At 69.8% G+C, this 14,487-nt stretch carries 14 protein-coding genes; 7 read left to right on the top strand and 7 right to left on the bottom strand.

Annotated elements, in window-relative coordinates:
* Positions 1–63: 63 nt before the first annotated feature.
* Entirely contained in the window at positions 64–963 is a 900-nt protein-coding gene (locus OO60_RS11250) for an effector-associated domain 2-containing protein (protein ID WP_003103434.1), read from the bottom strand.
* A 118-nt stretch (positions 964–1,081) separates the two neighbouring features.
* On the opposite strand from OO60_RS11250, the gene OO60_RS11255 reads away from it, so the two are divergent.
* The 4 genes from OO60_RS11255 (at position 1,082) to OO60_RS11270 (ending at position 5,525) form a co-directional block, all read left to right on the top strand.
* On the top strand, positions 1,082–2,287 hold the full coding sequence (locus OO60_RS11255; RefSeq protein WP_033261294.1) for a low temperature requirement protein A: 1,206 nt from the start codon (positions 1,082–1,084) through the stop codon (positions 2,285–2,287).
* A 100-nt stretch (positions 2,288–2,387) separates the two neighbouring features.
* Complete coding sequence (locus OO60_RS11260) at positions 2,388–3,683, top strand: acyl-CoA dehydrogenase family protein (RefSeq protein ID WP_003103431.1); 1,296 nt, start codon at positions 2,388–2,390, stop codon at positions 3,681–3,683.
* A 15-nt stretch (positions 3,684–3,698) separates the two neighbouring features.
* Positions 3,699–4,904: an acyl-CoA dehydrogenase family protein gene (locus OO60_RS11265; protein WP_003103429.1), complete on the top strand. Its 1,206-nt coding sequence runs from the start codon at positions 3,699–3,701 to the stop codon at positions 4,902–4,904.
* Positions 4,905–5,024: 120 nt separating this feature from the next.
* Positions 5,025–5,525 carry a RipA family octameric membrane protein gene (locus tag OO60_RS11270; protein WP_003103427.1) on the top strand — a complete coding sequence of 167 codons (501 nt, stop codon included), beginning with the start codon at positions 5,025–5,027 and terminating at the stop codon, positions 5,523–5,525.
* Between the two features lie 12 nt (positions 5,526–5,537).
* Here OO60_RS11270 and OO60_RS11275 read toward each other — a convergent pair whose 3' ends face one another.
* From OO60_RS11275 to map, 4 genes are all read right to left on the bottom strand, one after another.
* A complete protein-coding gene (locus tag OO60_RS11275; RefSeq protein WP_003103425.1) occupies positions 5,538–6,602 on the bottom strand; it encodes an alpha/beta fold hydrolase in 1,065 nt (354 codons plus the stop codon).
* 128 nt (positions 6,603–6,730) lie between these two features.
* Entirely contained in the window at positions 6,731–7,576 is an 846-nt protein-coding gene (locus OO60_RS11280) for an SDR family oxidoreductase (protein ID WP_003103423.1), read from the bottom strand.
* A gap of 59 nt (positions 7,577–7,635) precedes the next feature.
* Positions 7,636–8,148, bottom strand: coding sequence for a GNAT family N-acetyltransferase (locus OO60_RS11285; RefSeq protein WP_003103418.1), 513 nt, complete (start codon positions 8,146–8,148; stop codon positions 7,636–7,638).
* A 9-nt stretch (positions 8,149–8,157) separates the two neighbouring features.
* Positions 8,158–8,922 carry a type I methionyl aminopeptidase gene (map, locus tag OO60_RS11290; RefSeq protein WP_003103415.1) on the bottom strand — a complete coding sequence of 255 codons (765 nt, stop codon included), beginning with the start codon at positions 8,920–8,922 and terminating at the stop codon, positions 8,158–8,160.
* A 146-nt stretch (positions 8,923–9,068) separates the two neighbouring features.
* On the opposite strand from map, the gene OO60_RS11295 reads away from it, so the two are divergent.
* The 3 genes from OO60_RS11295 to OO60_RS11305 are packed head-to-tail and all read left to right on the top strand — an operon-like array spanning position 9,069 to position 11,308.
* Positions 9,069–9,620, top strand: a complete 552-nt coding sequence (locus OO60_RS11295; RefSeq protein WP_033261295.1) for a YbaB/EbfC family nucleoid-associated protein — start codon at positions 9,069–9,071, stop codon at positions 9,618–9,620.
* 15 nt (positions 9,621–9,635) lie between these two features.
* Positions 9,636–9,971: a hypothetical protein gene (locus OO60_RS11300; protein ID WP_003065951.1), complete on the top strand. Its 336-nt coding sequence runs from the start codon at positions 9,636–9,638 to the stop codon at positions 9,969–9,971.
* Entirely contained in the window at positions 9,968–11,308 is a 1,341-nt protein-coding gene (locus OO60_RS11305; RefSeq protein ID WP_003065949.1) for a hypothetical protein, read from the top strand. Before OO60_RS11300 ends, OO60_RS11305 begins: the two co-directional genes overlap by 4 nt.
* Positions 11,309–11,349: 41 nt before the next feature.
* On the opposite strand, the gene OO60_RS11310 is transcribed toward OO60_RS11305, so the two are convergent.
* Both OO60_RS11310 and OO60_RS11315 read right to left on the bottom strand, forming a co-directional pair.
* Complete coding sequence (locus tag OO60_RS11310; RefSeq protein ID WP_003065946.1) at positions 11,350–12,504, bottom strand: acyl-CoA dehydrogenase family protein; 1,155 nt, start codon at positions 12,502–12,504, stop codon at positions 11,350–11,352.
* Positions 12,501–14,486 (bottom strand): ATP-binding protein, encoded by a 1,986-nt coding sequence (locus tag OO60_RS11315; protein ID WP_033261296.1) that lies wholly within the window; start codon positions 14,484–14,486, stop codon positions 12,501–12,503. Before OO60_RS11315 ends, OO60_RS11310 begins: the two co-directional genes overlap by 4 nt.
* Position 14,487 lies beyond the last annotated feature (1 nt).

Here is a 14,487-nt window from a genome sequence, read left to right on the forward strand (position 1 = left end):
GCCCGGGAAATCGTGAGTTTACCCAGTTCCGCTTCCGCCTGAAGGGCAAAAGCTGGACATTGCTCAGCGCGCGGCGGTCCCGGGCCACCGTTCGACGACTTCGGCGAACCACCGCACTTCCGGTGATTCCGGGTCCAGGGTCCGGACCACCTCCAGCAGGCAGGCCAGCCCGTCCTCGAACCGGAGGCACGTCCTCGCCAGCGAGATCACGTGCAGGCGGTCCTGGGACTGGTAGGGCACCTGGTCCGCGATTTCCCGGCGCGGGAACATTTCCAACAGCAACCGGCGGCTTTCCGCACCGCGGATGCACGGCACGGCCATCATCGCGCCGACCAGCGCGGGGAAATCGTCCTTGGCACGAACCGGGGACCGGCCCAGTGGCGAGGCGCCCAGCAGGCGCAGCCAGGCGACCGTGGTGGTTTCCTTCACCGAAACGGAAATCCGGCGGTAGTCGGCGGGCGCCGCCGCCGGGTCCTCCACCACGACGTCGTGGTAGAAGGTGTCCGAGGCGAGCAGCGCGAGTTCCGCGCCGGTGACCTTCTGCGCGATCTTGGCCTCCGGTGCGTCGAGCAGCCGGAAGGTGAAGCTCACGGCCTTGCCGACCGAGCCGTGGCTGCCCTGCTGCACTTCACCGGCGTGCAGCGCGAGGCGCAGCTGCATCCGCGCCCCTTCGGAGTGCACGGCGTCGTAGCGGCGCAGCTCGGCGTGCATGCGTTCGGGCAGCTGCGCGACGAGGTCCGCCTTCGCGATTTCGGGTGGCAGCAGGATCATCGCCCCGTCGCCGGTGTTCTCCACGAAGCAGACGTCCCAGGGGATCCCGGTCTCGGCGAAGGTGCCCTTGAGGACCGCCCAGAGCCCCTCGTGCACCTCCCGCAGGTGCACCAGGGTCCGGCCGGGATCGTTGTACCCGGCGACGTCCACGGCCATGATCGTCCGGTGCAGCGCGGCCGCATAGGAATGCACGACCCACCTCCCCACGTCCCGGCGCCATTGTTTCAGACCCATGCACGCTCGGCCATGTTCGCGCAGGGCGTTACGCCGAAACCGGACCTTCTTGACCTTGTTTCGTCCATAATTCGTCGTGCCCACGAGACGCCTGCACCTGGTGAGCGCGGATGAGGACCACCGCGTCTCGACCATCGAGCTGTTCTTCGACCTGGTCTTCGTCTACGCCATCACCCAGACCACCCAGCTGATGGCCGACCACCTGAGCCCGGCCGGGGTCGGGCAGGGGCTGGCCATGCTCGCCGTCCTGTGGTGGTGCTGGTGCTCCTACGCCTGGCTCGGCAACACCATCCACGTCGACCACGGGATCGCGCGGCTGGCGATGTTCGGGGCCATGGCCGTGATGTTCCTGGTGTCGCTGACCATTCCCGAAGCCTTCACCGACCACCCCGGCGGCTTGTTCGCGCCCGCGCTGTTCGTCGTCTGCTACGCGGCCGTGCGGCTGCTGCACCTCGTCGCCTACCTCGGGGCCGCGCGGCACGACCCGGGGCTGCGGCGCGTGCTGCTGCGGATGTTCGTCGGGCTGCTGCCGAGCGTCGTGCTGCTCGCCGTGGCCGAGTTCCTCAGCGGGCCGTGGCAGCTGGGGCTGTGGGTCGTCGCGCTGCTCGTCGACTACCTCAACGTCTACCTCACCGGGCCGGACGGGTGGCGGCTCAACTCGCCCGCGCACTTCGCCGAGCGGTTCGGGCTGATCGTGATCATCGCGCTCGGCGAGTCGATCGTGGCGATCGGCATCGGGATCGGGGCGCTGCCGATGTCGTGGCTGGTCGCCGGGGCCGCCGTGTGCGGGCTCGCGCTGGCCGCGGGCATGTGGTGGACGTACTTCGACGTCGTCGCGCGCGTCTCCGAACACCGCCTCACCCAGGCCACCGGGGTCGAGCGCACCAAGCTCGCCACCGACTCCTACACCTTCCTGCACCTGCCGCTGATCGCCGGGATCGTGCTGGTCGCCCTCGGGCTGAAGAAGGCGTTCCTCTACCTCGCCGACACCGAGCACCACACGCCCGGCGAAGCGCTGCACGGCGTGCCGATCTGGACGCTGACCGGCGGCCTCGCGCTCTACCTGATCGCGCTGAGTTCCCTGCGCAAGCGCAACCTCGGCAGCTGGAACGTCCAGCGGCTGGTCCTCGGCGTGCTGCTGGTGGCGGCGACGCCGTTGCTGGAGCACGTGCCGGCGGCCGTGCTGCTGCTGGTCGTCGCCGGGCTGGTGCTGGGGCTGATCGGCTTCGAACGGCTGCGCTTCGCCGAATGGCGGCGGCAGGTGCACGCCGCGCACTCGTAACTGACCCCACACTGGCGCGAACCCGCCTCCCGGGTTAATCTACTCGCGAGTAGGTAACGGGATGGAGGGCCACATGGCTGCGCCAAGGAAACGGGACGCGATGGGCTGGGGCCTGTCCGCGCTGACCCGGCTGGCCGGGAGCAAGGTCGTCGATCGAGCCGGGCTGCGCAAGCCCCTCGAGGACCTGGTCACCGCGGGGACCCGCAACGGCTTCCGCGTCGCCGGCGCGGCGACCCGGTCGTTCAAGTCGGTGCAGAAGCTGGGCAAGCCCGCCCGGCTGGCCCCGGCCGCCGACAACGGGCTGTTCGACCTCACACCGTCCGAAGACCAGCAGCTCATCGTGGAGACGGTGACGGAGTTCGCCGCCGAGCAGCTGCGCCCGGCCGCCGCGGACGCCGACGCCAAGCTCGAGGCACCCGAAGGCCTGCTGGCCCGGGCCGCCGAGCTCGGCATCAGCCTGGTCGGCATCCCCGAGGAGCTCGGCGGCGTCGGCACGGAACGCTCGGTGGTGACCAACGCACTGGTCGCGGAAGCGCTTGCCCACGGCGACCTCGGCCTGGCCGTCGCCGTGCTCGCCCCCTCCGCGGTGAGCACCGCCCTGGTCAGCTGGGGCGACGAACAGCAGCAGGCGGACTACCTGCCGGCGTTCACCGGCGAGCACGTACCGGCCGCGGCGCTGGCCCTGCAGGAGCAGAAAGCGCTCTACGACCCCTTCAAGCCCGCGGCGAAGGCGCGCCGGACCCCGAAGGGTTACCAGCTCGACGGCGTCAAGACGCTGGTCCCGCGCGCGACGCAGGCGGAGCTGTTCATCGTCTCGGCGGACCTGGAAGGCCGCGGCCCGGCGCTGTTCCTCGTCGAGTCGTCGAACGCCGGCGTGTCGATCGAAGCCGAGCCGGCGATGGGCCTGCGCGGCGCGGCGACCGGCAAGCTGCACCTTTCGAGCGTCGCGCTGCCGGCCGGTGCGTTGCTCGGCGGCGGGAAGGCGGACGTCTTCGCCGAGGTCGTCCGCTTGTCGCGGCTGGGCTGGGCGGCGCTGGCCGCCGGGACCGCGAAGGCCGTCCTGGACTACGTCGTCCCCTACGTCAACGAGCGGGTGGCGTTCGGCGAGCCGATCAGCCACCGGCAGGCGGTCGCGTTCTCCGTCGCGGACATCGCGATCGAGCTGGAGGGCCTGCGCCTGGTGACGCTGCGCGCGGCGGCGCGGGCCGAGCAGGGCAAGTCCTACGCCCGTGAGGTCGCGCTGGCCCGGAAGCTGGCGGTGGACAAGGGCATGCAGATCGGCAACGCGGGCGTGCAGCTGCTCGGCGGGCACGGCTTCGTCAAGGAGCACCCGGTCGAGCGCTGGTACCGGGACCTGCGGGCCATCGGCGTCATGGAAGGCGCCGTCCTTCTTTAGAAAGGGCTTTGACTCATGATCAACCTGGAAGTCCCCAAGAAGGCCGGCGCCCTGATCAACCAGGCGTACCAGGCCGCGGCCGAGGTGTTCCGGCCGATCTCGCGCAAGTACGACCGCGCGGAGCACACGTACCCGAGCGAGCTGGACATGTTCGCGGCGCTGCTGGACGGCCTGAACTCCTCCGGCGAGGGCGGCGCGGGCGCGGCGGGCGTCCGCCGCTCCGGTTCCGACGATTCGGCCAAGGGAAACCGCAACGGCGCGAACCTGAACGTGGTCCTCGGCACGATCGAGATGTGCTGGGGCGACGTCGGCCTGCTGCTGTCGATGCCCCGCCAGGGCCTGGGCAACGCGGCGATCGGCTCGGTCGCGACGGACGAGCAGCTCGAACGTTTCAAGGGCATGTGGGCGGCAATGGCGATCACCGAGCCGTCGTTCGGCTCGGACTCGGCGGCGGTCAGCACGACAGCTCGTCTCGACGGCGACCACTACGTGCTGAACGGCGAGAAGATCTTCGTGACGTCGGGCGAGCGCGCGGACGCGGTGGTCGTGTGGGCGACGCTGGACAAGTCGAAGGGCCGTGCCGCGATCAAGTCGTTCGTGGTGGAGAAGGGCACGCCGGGCTTCGAGGTGGTGCGCACGGAGCACAAGCTCGGCATCCGCGCGTCCGACACGGCGGTGCTGCGTTTCGAGAACTGCCGCGTCCCTCGCGAGAACCTGCTGGGCACGCCGGAGATCGACACGAAGAAGGGGTTCGCGGGCGTCATGCAGACGTTCGACAACACCCGCCCCCTCGTGGCGGCAATGGCGATCGGCGTGGCCCGCGCGGCCCTCGACGAGACGCGCACGATCCTCGAGGCAGCGGGCGTCACGATCGACTACGACCGCCCGGCAAACGCCCAGCACGCGGCGGCGGCGGAGTTCCTGCGCCTGGAGGCGGACTACGAGTCGGCGTACTTGCTGACGCTGGAATCGGCGTGGATGGCGGACAACCGCAAGCCGAACTCGCTGCAGGCGTCGATGGCGAAGGCCAAGGCGGGGCGGTCGGTGGTGGAGATCGCGCTGAAGTGCGTCGAGCTGACCGGGGCGTACAGCGAGGAGTCGTTGCTGGAGAAGTGGGCTCGGGACGCGAAGATCCTGGACATCTTCGAGGGGACACAGCAGATCCAGCAGCTCATCGTGGCTCGACGGATTCTCGGGAAGTCCTCGGCCGAGCTCAAGTAGCGGGCAGGGGAACGGCCCGGCGCTCGTGTGATCGAGTGCCGGGCCTTTCGCATGTAGCAATCCGGTGGGCAATCGCGATCACTTGGGTGTCCGGCACCCCCGCGCCCATCCGAGGACGTCATGAGCGAATCGGTCACACCGCCTGCCAACCCCACGGACGCGCAAGTCGGCTACCAAGTCGCGGTCTCGTTGTGGGTCAGTGAGGGAAACCTGGTCTGGGCCAAGTTCAACGCCTTCCTGGTTGCGAACAGCATCGTGCTGGCCATCTACGGCCTCACGCTCGGCAGCGCCAAGGTGTCCGGCGCCTTCGCCGTCGGCCTGCCCATCGCCGGGCTCCTGCTGTGCCTCGTCTGGTGGATGCAGACCAAACGCGGCTTCGACTACTTCACCTACTGGATCCTGGCCGCCAGAGAGCTTGAGGAAGCAGCTCTCAGTGCGCAGGTGAAGACTGTCGCGCGCGGTGGTTCGTTCGGTTCGGGGGAGAGCGTGTCGCTCACCATCGACGGCAAGGCTCGTTCTCTCCGGATGTCACGGGTCAGCAGGGCGATCAAAGCAAGCGTCGGCGCCTACGCGGTCATCGTCGTCTTCGCCGCTTTGTACGTCGTCATGCTGTTCGACTGAGCAACGGAACCCTCAGGAACCGGCGGCGATCTGGTCGTCCAGGAACTCGTCCAGATACCGCCACGTAGTACCGCGCGCCTTACGACCGGTCAGCACGCCCAGATGCCCACCCGGCGCCGTCTTGAAGCGGACCTCCGGGGCCTTGTCCAGCAACTCCACCACCCGCTCCACCGACGGCCGAGGTGCGATCGTGTCGTTCTCGCCCGCCACCACCAGGGTCGGGACTCGGACCGATGACAGGGAAATGATCCGCCCGTTCAGGTCCACCTTGCCCTCCGCCAGGTCGTTCGTGCGGAACAACCGGTGGTACAGCTGGCCGAACGTGCGGCCCGGGTACGCGTACATGTTGCTCATGAAGTGGTCGACCGCCTCGATCTGGGCCAGGTAGTCGCGGTCGTCCAGGTGTGAAAGGATCGCCAGTGGCTTGGTGATCTCCTTGCTGATGCCCGTTGCGCGGAACACGCGGCTGACCAAATAGGACGGTGCGCCGCCGAACGCGCGGTAGATCGGGGTCAGCAGGTGGCCGTTCGTCAGGTCGACCAGGGGGCGGAACGGGGCCACGATCGGGATCGCCGTGAAGTCCACCGGTGAGCCGATCGCGGTGATCGACGCGATCGGCAGGTCCGACTGGTCGGCGTTCACCAGCAACGAAAAGATCCCGCCCAGCGACCACGACACCAGGTGCACGGCCTGGCCGCCGGCGTCCGCGCTCACCCGCCGGATCGCGCGGGGCAGCACCTCGTCTATCCAGTGCTCGATGCCCAGGCGGCGGTCGGAGAACGCCACCATTCCGTAGTCGACGAGGTAGGCGTTGCGGCCGCCCTCGACCAGGTGCTCGAGGAGGCTGCAGCCGCGGCGGAGGTCGAAGCAGATCGCCGGTGCGGCCAGGGGTGGCACCAGCAGGATCGGCGGCCCGGACACCGGGCGGCTGCTGTGCGTCATCCGGTACAGCGAGCGGTTGGGGCCCTGGTCGATCAGCACCCGCGGCATCGGGCGCAGGTCGGCGACGCCGCCGTGCAGCACCTTGCCGACCACGTTCGACGCCGCGGCGGCCAGCCGTGCGGGTGGTGAAGCCATTTTTCTCACGCCTCCTGGAACCGGACTCGGAGGCAATCTTGCCGGGCGAAGCGGACGGACTCAACTACGCCACCTCCGCAAGCGCCCGGCAAGCACGTCCAAATCGGACAGTCGCTAGGCCGTCCGAGTTACTCCACACCCGTTCCCGGGGCACTGTCCGCGGCCCGCGCTTCGTACGCCGCGCGGGCCGGGGAATGGGCTGCCGAAGCCAAAAGCCGGTCCGCCTTGAGCGCCCGCGAGAGCGCTTCGCCGAACCGCCGCGGGAGCAGCCGGGTGAGCTTGCCCATAGTGCCCACCGAGCGGGGCACGTAGACGTCGAAACGAGGCTTGCGCAGCGTGGATACGATGGCGTCGGCCACATCTTCCGGCCGCGAGGACTTGAACAGCTTCGCCTCGCCGAGGCCGCTCGCCAGCTCCGTGCGCACGATCGCCGGCATCACGCACGAGACGTGCACGCCGCTGCCGTGCAACTCCAGGTGCACTGCCTCGGACAGCCCGACGACGGCGTGCTTGGTGGCGCAGTAGGTCGCCGCGCCGGGGAAACCGGCCTTGCCCGCGAACGACGCGATGTTGACGATGTGCCCGCTGCGCCGCGGCCGCATCCGCTTCACCGCTTCGCGGGTGCCGTGGATGACGGCGTGCAGGTTGATCTCCAGCTGGCGCCGGGTCATCGCGTCGGTCTCCGACTCGAGCTCGCCCAGCGGCATGATGCCGGCGTTGTTGACCAGCACGTCGATCCGGCCGTGGCGGCGTTCGACCTCGTCGAGGAACTCCGTGAAGCCGTGGATGTCGGTGACGTCCAGCGGCAGCGCGTCGGCGCCCAGCTCGCCGGCGGTCTTTTCGGCCCGGACGACGTCGAGGTCGCCGATCACCACCTTCGCGCCCAGCCGGGACAGCGCCGACGCGGTCGCCGCGCCGATCCCCTGCCCGCCGCCGGTGATGACGACGACCTTGCCCGCGAGTTCCTCGGCCATGGCGACTCCTTCGTCTGTTGGCACTGCGTCAACAGTGTCGCCCGTCCCGCCGCTTCGCGCTACCCCACGCGTTGCTCCAGCACCTGGCCGACCCAGTCGTCGACGGCGAACTGCACGGTCGGCGTGAACCCCTGGCTCTCGTAGTACCGCTGCAGCTCACCGTCGCCGCCGGCCCAGCAGTCGACGCGCACGAGGCCGATGCCGCGCCGCCGCGCCTCGTCGAGCGCGTACTCGACGAGGCGCCCGCCGACGTGCCGCCCGGTGAACCGCCGCGACGTGATCAGCAATCGGACATACAGTTCACGCTCGTCAACCGCAGGCACGTGCGGGTCGTGCTCTTCCGAGACGATCAGCGCACCGGCGGGCTCGCCGTCGACGACCGCGATGCGCAGCCCCGGGTCCGCGGCCATCCCCTTCACCCGCTCCACCCGCTTCGGGACGCCGCTCCACGGTTCGGTCCCCCACTGCTTCGCGCTGCCGCGCGCCACGAGCCATTCCACAGCTTCGTCGAAGAAGCGCAGCAGCGTGTCGGCGTCCCCAGAGTCACCCGCCCGGATGACGATGTTGTCCATCCCCTCTGTCTACCGCACGGTGAGCACCCGCGGGCCGTCTTCGGTGATGGCGATGGTGTGCTCGACGTGCGCGGCGCGGCTGCCGTCGACGGTGAGCAGCGACCAGCCGTCCTCGGCGTGCCGGTAGGCGTCGCCGCCGCGGGTGAGCATCGGCTCGATCGCCAGCGCGAGCCCCGGCTTGAGCCGCATCCCGCGGCCGGCGCGGCCCTCGTTCGGCAGGTGCGGGTCCTCGTGCATCGCGCGGCCGATGCCGTGGCCGCCGTGGTCCTCCAGCATGCCGTAGCCCGACGCGCGGCCCGCGGCGCCGATCGCGTAGGAGATGTCACCCAGCTTCGCGCCCGGCTGCGCGGCGGCGATACCGGCGGCGAGCGCGCGCTCGGTCGCCTCGATGAGCGCGAGGTCGGCGGGGTCGGCGTCGCCGATGACGAAGCTGATCGCGGCGTCGCCGTTCCAGCCGTCGAGGATCGCGCCGCAGTCGATGCTGAGCAGGTCGCCGTCCCGGAGCCGGTACGCCGTCGGGATCCCGTGCACGACGACGTCGTTGACGCTCGCGCAGAGGACGTTCGGGTAGGGCGTGGGCGCCGATCGCGGCTGGTAGTGCAGGAAGGACGGTTTCGCCCCGGCCGCGCTGATGACGTGCGCCGCGACTTCGTCCAGCTCGAGCAGGGTGACGCCGATCGCGGCGGCCTCCTCGACCGCGGCCAGCGCGTTGGCCACCACCCGCCCGGCTTCGCGCATCATCGCCAGCTCGGACTCCGTTTTGATCTCAACCATGCCGATAACTATACCGGTATAGTTATCGGTGTACAAAAGGGCACGACCTGGCGGCGTTCAGCCGTCGGCTCCGTCCGTGTCATCCGGAGTTCAACGAGCGCTGATTGACTTCCCCCGTTCACGACCTCCTTTGCGACGAGGACAAATTGACACAGTCAGGAGCCGGTGACCCGCTGGCCGCGTTCACCGTCGAGCTCGAGGAAATCCAGGCAAAAGCCGCAGCGGCGCAGGAAAAGCTGCGCTCGGCCGTCGCCACCGTGCAGTCACCGGACGGCGCGGTCACGGTGACCGTCGGCCCGAGCGGCGTGCTGCAGGACCTCCGGTTCGGCCCCCGCGCGTACGAACGGCCCCCGCAAGCCCTTTCCGCCCAGGTCCTGCAGCTGATCGGCCGGGCGCAGCAGAAGGTCTCGGCCGAGGTCGCCGACGCCTTCAGCGGCATGGTGGGCGAGAACTCGGCCGCCCGCGAGCTGCTCGACGAGTTCCTGCCGGCCCCCGAGCCGGACGAGGGAACGCCGCCGCAGCCGGGCAAGAGCGAGGTCTTCATGCCGGAGCAGGAAGCCGACGACCGGCCGCCGCGGCCGCCGGCGCCCCCGCACCGGCCGCCACCCGGCCCGCCGCCGTCCCCGCAGCACGGCCAGCCGCGTCGTCGCCCCCGGCCCGCGCCGGACGAGGACGACGGCGAAAGCAACCCCTGGTAGGACGGAGGAGGACCAGTGGTTTCCGGAGCAGGTTTCTCGGTCGACCCGGCCGAGCTGCAGAAGTTCAGCGAATTCCTGTCGGGCAAGACGCAGCCGGCGGTGCAGGACGCCGCGAACCGGATGCAGGCCGCCAACGGGTTCGACAACGCCGCGTTCGGCATCCTGCTCGCGCAGGTGCTCGCCGTGCCCTCGCGGATCACGATGGGGGTGATCGCCGGGGAGATCAAGAACCTCGTCGGTGACATCGGCAAGTCCGCCGCCGACGTGAAGAAGGCGGCCGAGACCTACACGACCCACGACTCGAACACGGCACAGGGTTTGAGCACCTTCGAGACGGAGCTGGGCAAGTGACCGTTCCCATCACGGCGTCGAACTCGACGACCGGCGCCGGCGTCTTCGACAGCTGGAAGCAGGTCGGCGACTCGATCGGCAAGGTCCAGACCGAGCACGGCGGCGACCTCGCGGCCGTCAGCGTCGAGCTGGGCATCAACGTCATCAGCGCCGTCCTCGACACCGTCGCGTTCGCCATGGACCCGCTGGCGAAGCTCATCGCCGCGGGGCTGGGCTGGCTGATCGAGCACGTCTCGTTCCTGAAGTGGCCGCTGGACCAGGTCGCGGGCAACCCGTCCGAGGTCACGAAGGTCGCCAACGAGCTGCACAAGATCGGCGAAAGCCTGCGCAACACCGGCGAAGAGCTCGACAAGACGCTCCAGGCAACGATCACCCAGTGGCAGGGCAAGGGCTACGACAGCTTCCTCAAGTCGATCAACGACCGGAAGGGCTGGATCGACGCCAACGCCAAGGCGGCCGACGTCGCCGGCTACATGGTCGAGACCACCGGGGCGCTGATCGGCGCGGTCCGCTCGCTGCTGCGCGACATCATCACGACCATCCTCGGCGACATCATCTCGACGATGCTGATCGCGCTCGCGCTGGCCATCCCCACCTTCGGCGCGTCGATCGCGGTCGGGGTGACCAAGTGCGTCGCGACGGTCTCGGTGCAGGTCGCGGCGATGATGGCGAAGCTCGCCAAGGTCGTCTCCTACGCCGGCCGCACGCTGGGCCGGCTCACCGGGCTGTCGAAGCTGGTCAAGGGCAAGCCGGGCTCCTCCTCGAGCGCGGGCCACGAGCTGACGCCGGTGCCGCCGCCGGGCACCGCGATCACCCACGACCGTCCCGGCGGCGGCGCAACGCCCAGCACGCGACCGCCGGGCGACGGCACCACCCCGAACTTCTCGCGGCCGCTGCCGCCGCCGGGCACGGCGATCACGCACGACGGTCCCGGCGGCGGCGCCACCCCGAGCACCCGGCCGCCCGGCGACGGCACCACGCCCAACTTCTCGCGGCCGCTGCCGAAGCCACCGGAGCCGCCGAAGCCGACACCGCCGAAGTCGCACCTGAGCGACCACGACATCTCGACGATCAAGAAGCACGAGGACTGGCTGAAGACCAAGTTCGGCGACAGCTACAAGAAGATGAAGTTCGCCGACGACTGGATCAAGAAGAACCACCCGGACTACTACCCGATGCTGAAGGCGCTTTCCGACGCCAAGAGTTCGAAGAACTTCGTCGGCTGGGCGGGCAAGGACATCGTGCAGGTCGACCGCGGTCTCACCGACATCCAGATGCAGGCGGAAGCCGCGTGGGCCGAGGAAGACAAGAAGCAGCAGCAACAGCAACCGCAGTAGCCGTCGAGGGGCACCTCCGCCGGAGGTGCCCCTCACCGCTGTCAGGCGACGCCGAGGTGGCGGGAAATCAGCATCTTCTGGACCTCGCTGGTCCCCTCGCCGATCTCCAGGATCTTCGCGTCGCGGTAGAAGCGGCCCACCGGGAACTCGTTCATGAACCCGTAGCCGCCGAAGATCTGCGTGGCGTCACGCGCGTTGTCCATGGCCGCGTTCGAGGCCACCAGCTTCGCGATCGACGCTTCCTTCTTGAACGGCTCGCCGCGCAGCATCTTCGACGCCGCCTGGTAGTACGCCAGCCGTGCGGTGTGCGTGCGGACCTCCATGTCGGCGATCTTGAACTGGATCGCCTGGTACTCCCCGATCCGCTTGCCGAACGCGACGCGGTCCTTCACGTACTTGAGGCACTCGTCCACGCAGCCCTGCGCCAGACCCACTGACACCGCAGCGATCGCGACGCGGCCTTCGTCCAGAATGGACAGGAACTGCGCGTACCCGCGGCCGCGCACGCCGACCAGGTTCTCCGCCGGGACGCGAACGTCCGAAAAGGACAGCTCGTGGGTGTCCGAGCAGTTCCAGCCGACCTTGGAGTACTTGGGCGCCACCGCGAAGCCCGGGGTGCCGGACGGGATGAGGATCGCCGAGATCTCCTTGCGGCCGTTCTCCATCACGTCGGTGACGGCGGTGGCCGTGACGAACCGGGTGATGTCGGTGCCCGAGTTCGTGATGAACGCCTTGCTGCCGTTGACGATCCACTCGTCACCGTCCAAAGCGGCCCGCGTGCGCGTGGCCCCCGCGTCCGAGCCGCCGCCCGGCTCGGTCAGGCCGAAACCGCCCAGCGCGGTCCCCTCGCACAGGGAAGGCAGCCACTTTTCCTTCTGCTCCTGCGTTCCGAAGCGGAAGATCGGCATCGCGCCGAGGGAAACGCCGGCTTCCAGCGTGATCGCGACCGACGAGTCGACCCGGGCCAGCTCCTCCAGCGCCAGACAGAGCGCGAAGTAGTCACCTCCCATGCCGCCGAACTCCTCGGGGAACGGCAGGCCGAACAGGCCCATTTCGCCCATCTTCGCGACGATCGCGTACGGGAACTCTTCCTTCTCGTACAGCTCGCCGATCACCGGGGCGACCTCGGCGTGCGCGAAGTCCTCGACGGTCTTGCGGAGCGAGTCGTACTCCTCGTCCAGGCGGAAGTCGATCACTGCTGCTCCTCTTGGGGGGTGACTACGGCAAGGGTTTCGTCCAGCGCGACCTGCTGGCCGGTCCGGACGGGGAGTTCGCTGACGACGCCGTCGATCGGGGCGGTGACCGTGTGCTCCATCTTCATCGCCTCGACGACCAGCAACGGCGCCCCGGCCTTCACGACGTCTCCTGCCGCGACCTTCACCACGAGCACCGTGCCCGGCATCGGGCTGGTGACCGGCCCCGCGCCGGCGGCCTCGCCGCGGGAGGCCAGCACGAACTCCTGCTCCCCGAAGGGGAAGCTCAGCCCGTCGCGGGACAGCCAGACCGTCCGGTCCGGACCGCAGGCCTGGCGGTAGCGGTGGAACCCGCCGGCGTGCCGGATCTCGAGCACGTCGCCGTCGCGCCGGGCCGAAACCCGCACCGGCGCTTCGTCACCGACGAACACCGTCGCGTCGGACGGCGTGCCCTGCACCCGGACCACCGCGCGGGCGGGACCGGACTTCAGGCGGAACGTCACCCCGCCGGAGCCGCCCATGCGCCAGCCGTCCGGCACGTCCCACGGGTCCACGACCGGCCCCGCCGGCTGCAGCTCCAGGAACCGGTCCAGCGCGGCCGCGACGAAGAACTCCGCCGGCACGTCCGGGGAAACGAGGTCGGCCAGCCGCCGGTCGACCAGCTCGGTGTCGAGCCGGCCGGCGCGGACGTCGGCGTCGGCCAGCAGCGCGCGCAGGAACGCGGTGTTCGTGCCGACACCCAGCAGCGCCGTGTCGGCCAGCGCCAGGTCGAGCCGGTGCAGCGCCGACGCGCGGTCCGGGCCCCAGGCGATCACCTTGGCCAGCATCGGGTCGTAGTTCGAGCCGATGACCGCGCCCGGCGTCATCCACGAGTCGACGCGGACGCCGTCGCCGGCCGGCTCGTGCACCGCCAGGACCGTTCCGCCGGTCGGGATGAACCCGCGCGCCGGGTCTTCGGCGTACACGCGCGCTTCGACGGCGTGTCCATTGAGGACGACGTCGTCCTGGGTCAGCGTGAGCCGTTCCCCGGCGGCGACCCGGACCTGCCACTCGACCAGGTCGAGCCCGGTGACCAGCTCGGTGACCGGGTGCTCGACCTGCAGCCGGGTGTTCATCTCCATGAAGAAGAACTCGTCCGGGTTCTTCGCCGACATGATGAACTCGACGGTGCCCGCGCCGACGTACCCGACCGAGCGCGCGGCCTCGGCCGCCGCCGAGCCCATCTTCTCGCGGGTGGCCTCGTCGAGCAGCACCGAAGGGGCTTCCTCGATGATCTTCTGGTGGCGCCGCTGCAGGCTGCACTCGCGCTCGCCGAGGTGCAGGACGTGGCCGTGCGTGTCGGCGAGCACCTGGATCTCGATGTGCCGCGGGGTGGTGACGAACCGTTCCATCAGCAGCGTGTCGTCGCCGAAGGATCCCTTGGCCTCGCGGCGCGCGGACTCGATCGCCGCGTCCAGCTCCTCGGGCGCGTGTACCAGCCGCATGCCCTTGCCACCACCACCGGCCGACGGCTTGAGCAGCAGCGGGTAGCCCACCTTCGCGGCGGCTTCGGCGAACCCGCCTTCGGGAATGTCCACATCGGACGCGCCGGGCACGACCGGGACGCCCGCCTTCGACACCGTCGCCTTGGCGCGGATCTTGTCGCCCATGGCGTCGATCGCGGCCACCGGCGGGCCGATGAACACGAGCCCGGCGGCCTCGCAGGCGCGCGCGAACTCGGCGTTCTCCGCGAGGAAGCCGTAGCCCGGGTGTACGGCCTGCGCCCCGGACGACACCGCGGCGCCGACGATGGCCTCGATGTCGAGATAGCTCTTCGCCGCCTCCGCCGGGCCGATGCGCACCGCCGTGTGCGCCTCGCGGACGTGCCGGGCGTCGGCGTCCGCATCGCTGTACACCGCGACCGCGCGGATGCCGAGGGCCCGCAGCGTGCGGATGACCCGGACCGCGATCTCGCCCCGATTGGCGACCAGTACAGAATCGAACATC

The organism is Amycolatopsis vancoresmycina (assembly GCF_000716785.1).
Taxonomy (GTDB): Bacteria; Actinomycetota; Actinomycetes; order Mycobacteriales; family Pseudonocardiaceae; genus Amycolatopsis; species Amycolatopsis vancoresmycina.

What these genes read in the sequence shown, in the direction of transcription:
- OO60_RS11260 (WP_003103431.1), top strand. Translation starts at nt 2,388, where the DNA reads ATGGGCTGGGGCCTGTCCGCGCTGACCCGGCTGGCCGGGAGCAAGGTC.
- OO60_RS11265 (WP_003103429.1), top strand. Translation starts at nt 3,699, where the DNA reads ATGATCAACCTGGAAGTCCCCAAGAAGGCCGGCGCCCTGATCAACCAG.
- OO60_RS11270 (WP_003103427.1), top strand. Translation starts at nt 5,025, where the DNA reads ATGAGCGAATCGGTCACACCGCCTGCCAACCCCACGGACGCGCAAGTC.
- OO60_RS11275 (WP_003103425.1), bottom strand. Translation starts at nt 6,602, where the DNA reads ATGGCTTCACCACCCGCACGGCTGGCCGCCGCGGCGTCGAACGTGGTC.
- OO60_RS11280 (WP_003103423.1), bottom strand. Translation starts at nt 7,576, where the DNA reads ATGGCCGAGGAACTCGCGGGCAAGGTCGTCGTCATCACCGGCGGCGGG.
- OO60_RS11285 (WP_003103418.1), bottom strand. Translation starts at nt 8,148, where the DNA reads ATGGACAACATCGTCATCCGGGCGGGTGACTCTGGGGACGCCGACACG.
- map (WP_003103415.1), bottom strand. Translation starts at nt 8,922, where the DNA reads ATGGTTGAGATCAAAACGGAGTCCGAGCTGGCGATGATGCGCGAAGCC.
- OO60_RS11315 (WP_033261296.1), bottom strand. Translation starts at nt 14,486, where the DNA reads ATGTTCGATTCTGTACTGGTCGCCAATCGGGGCGAGATCGCGGTCCGG.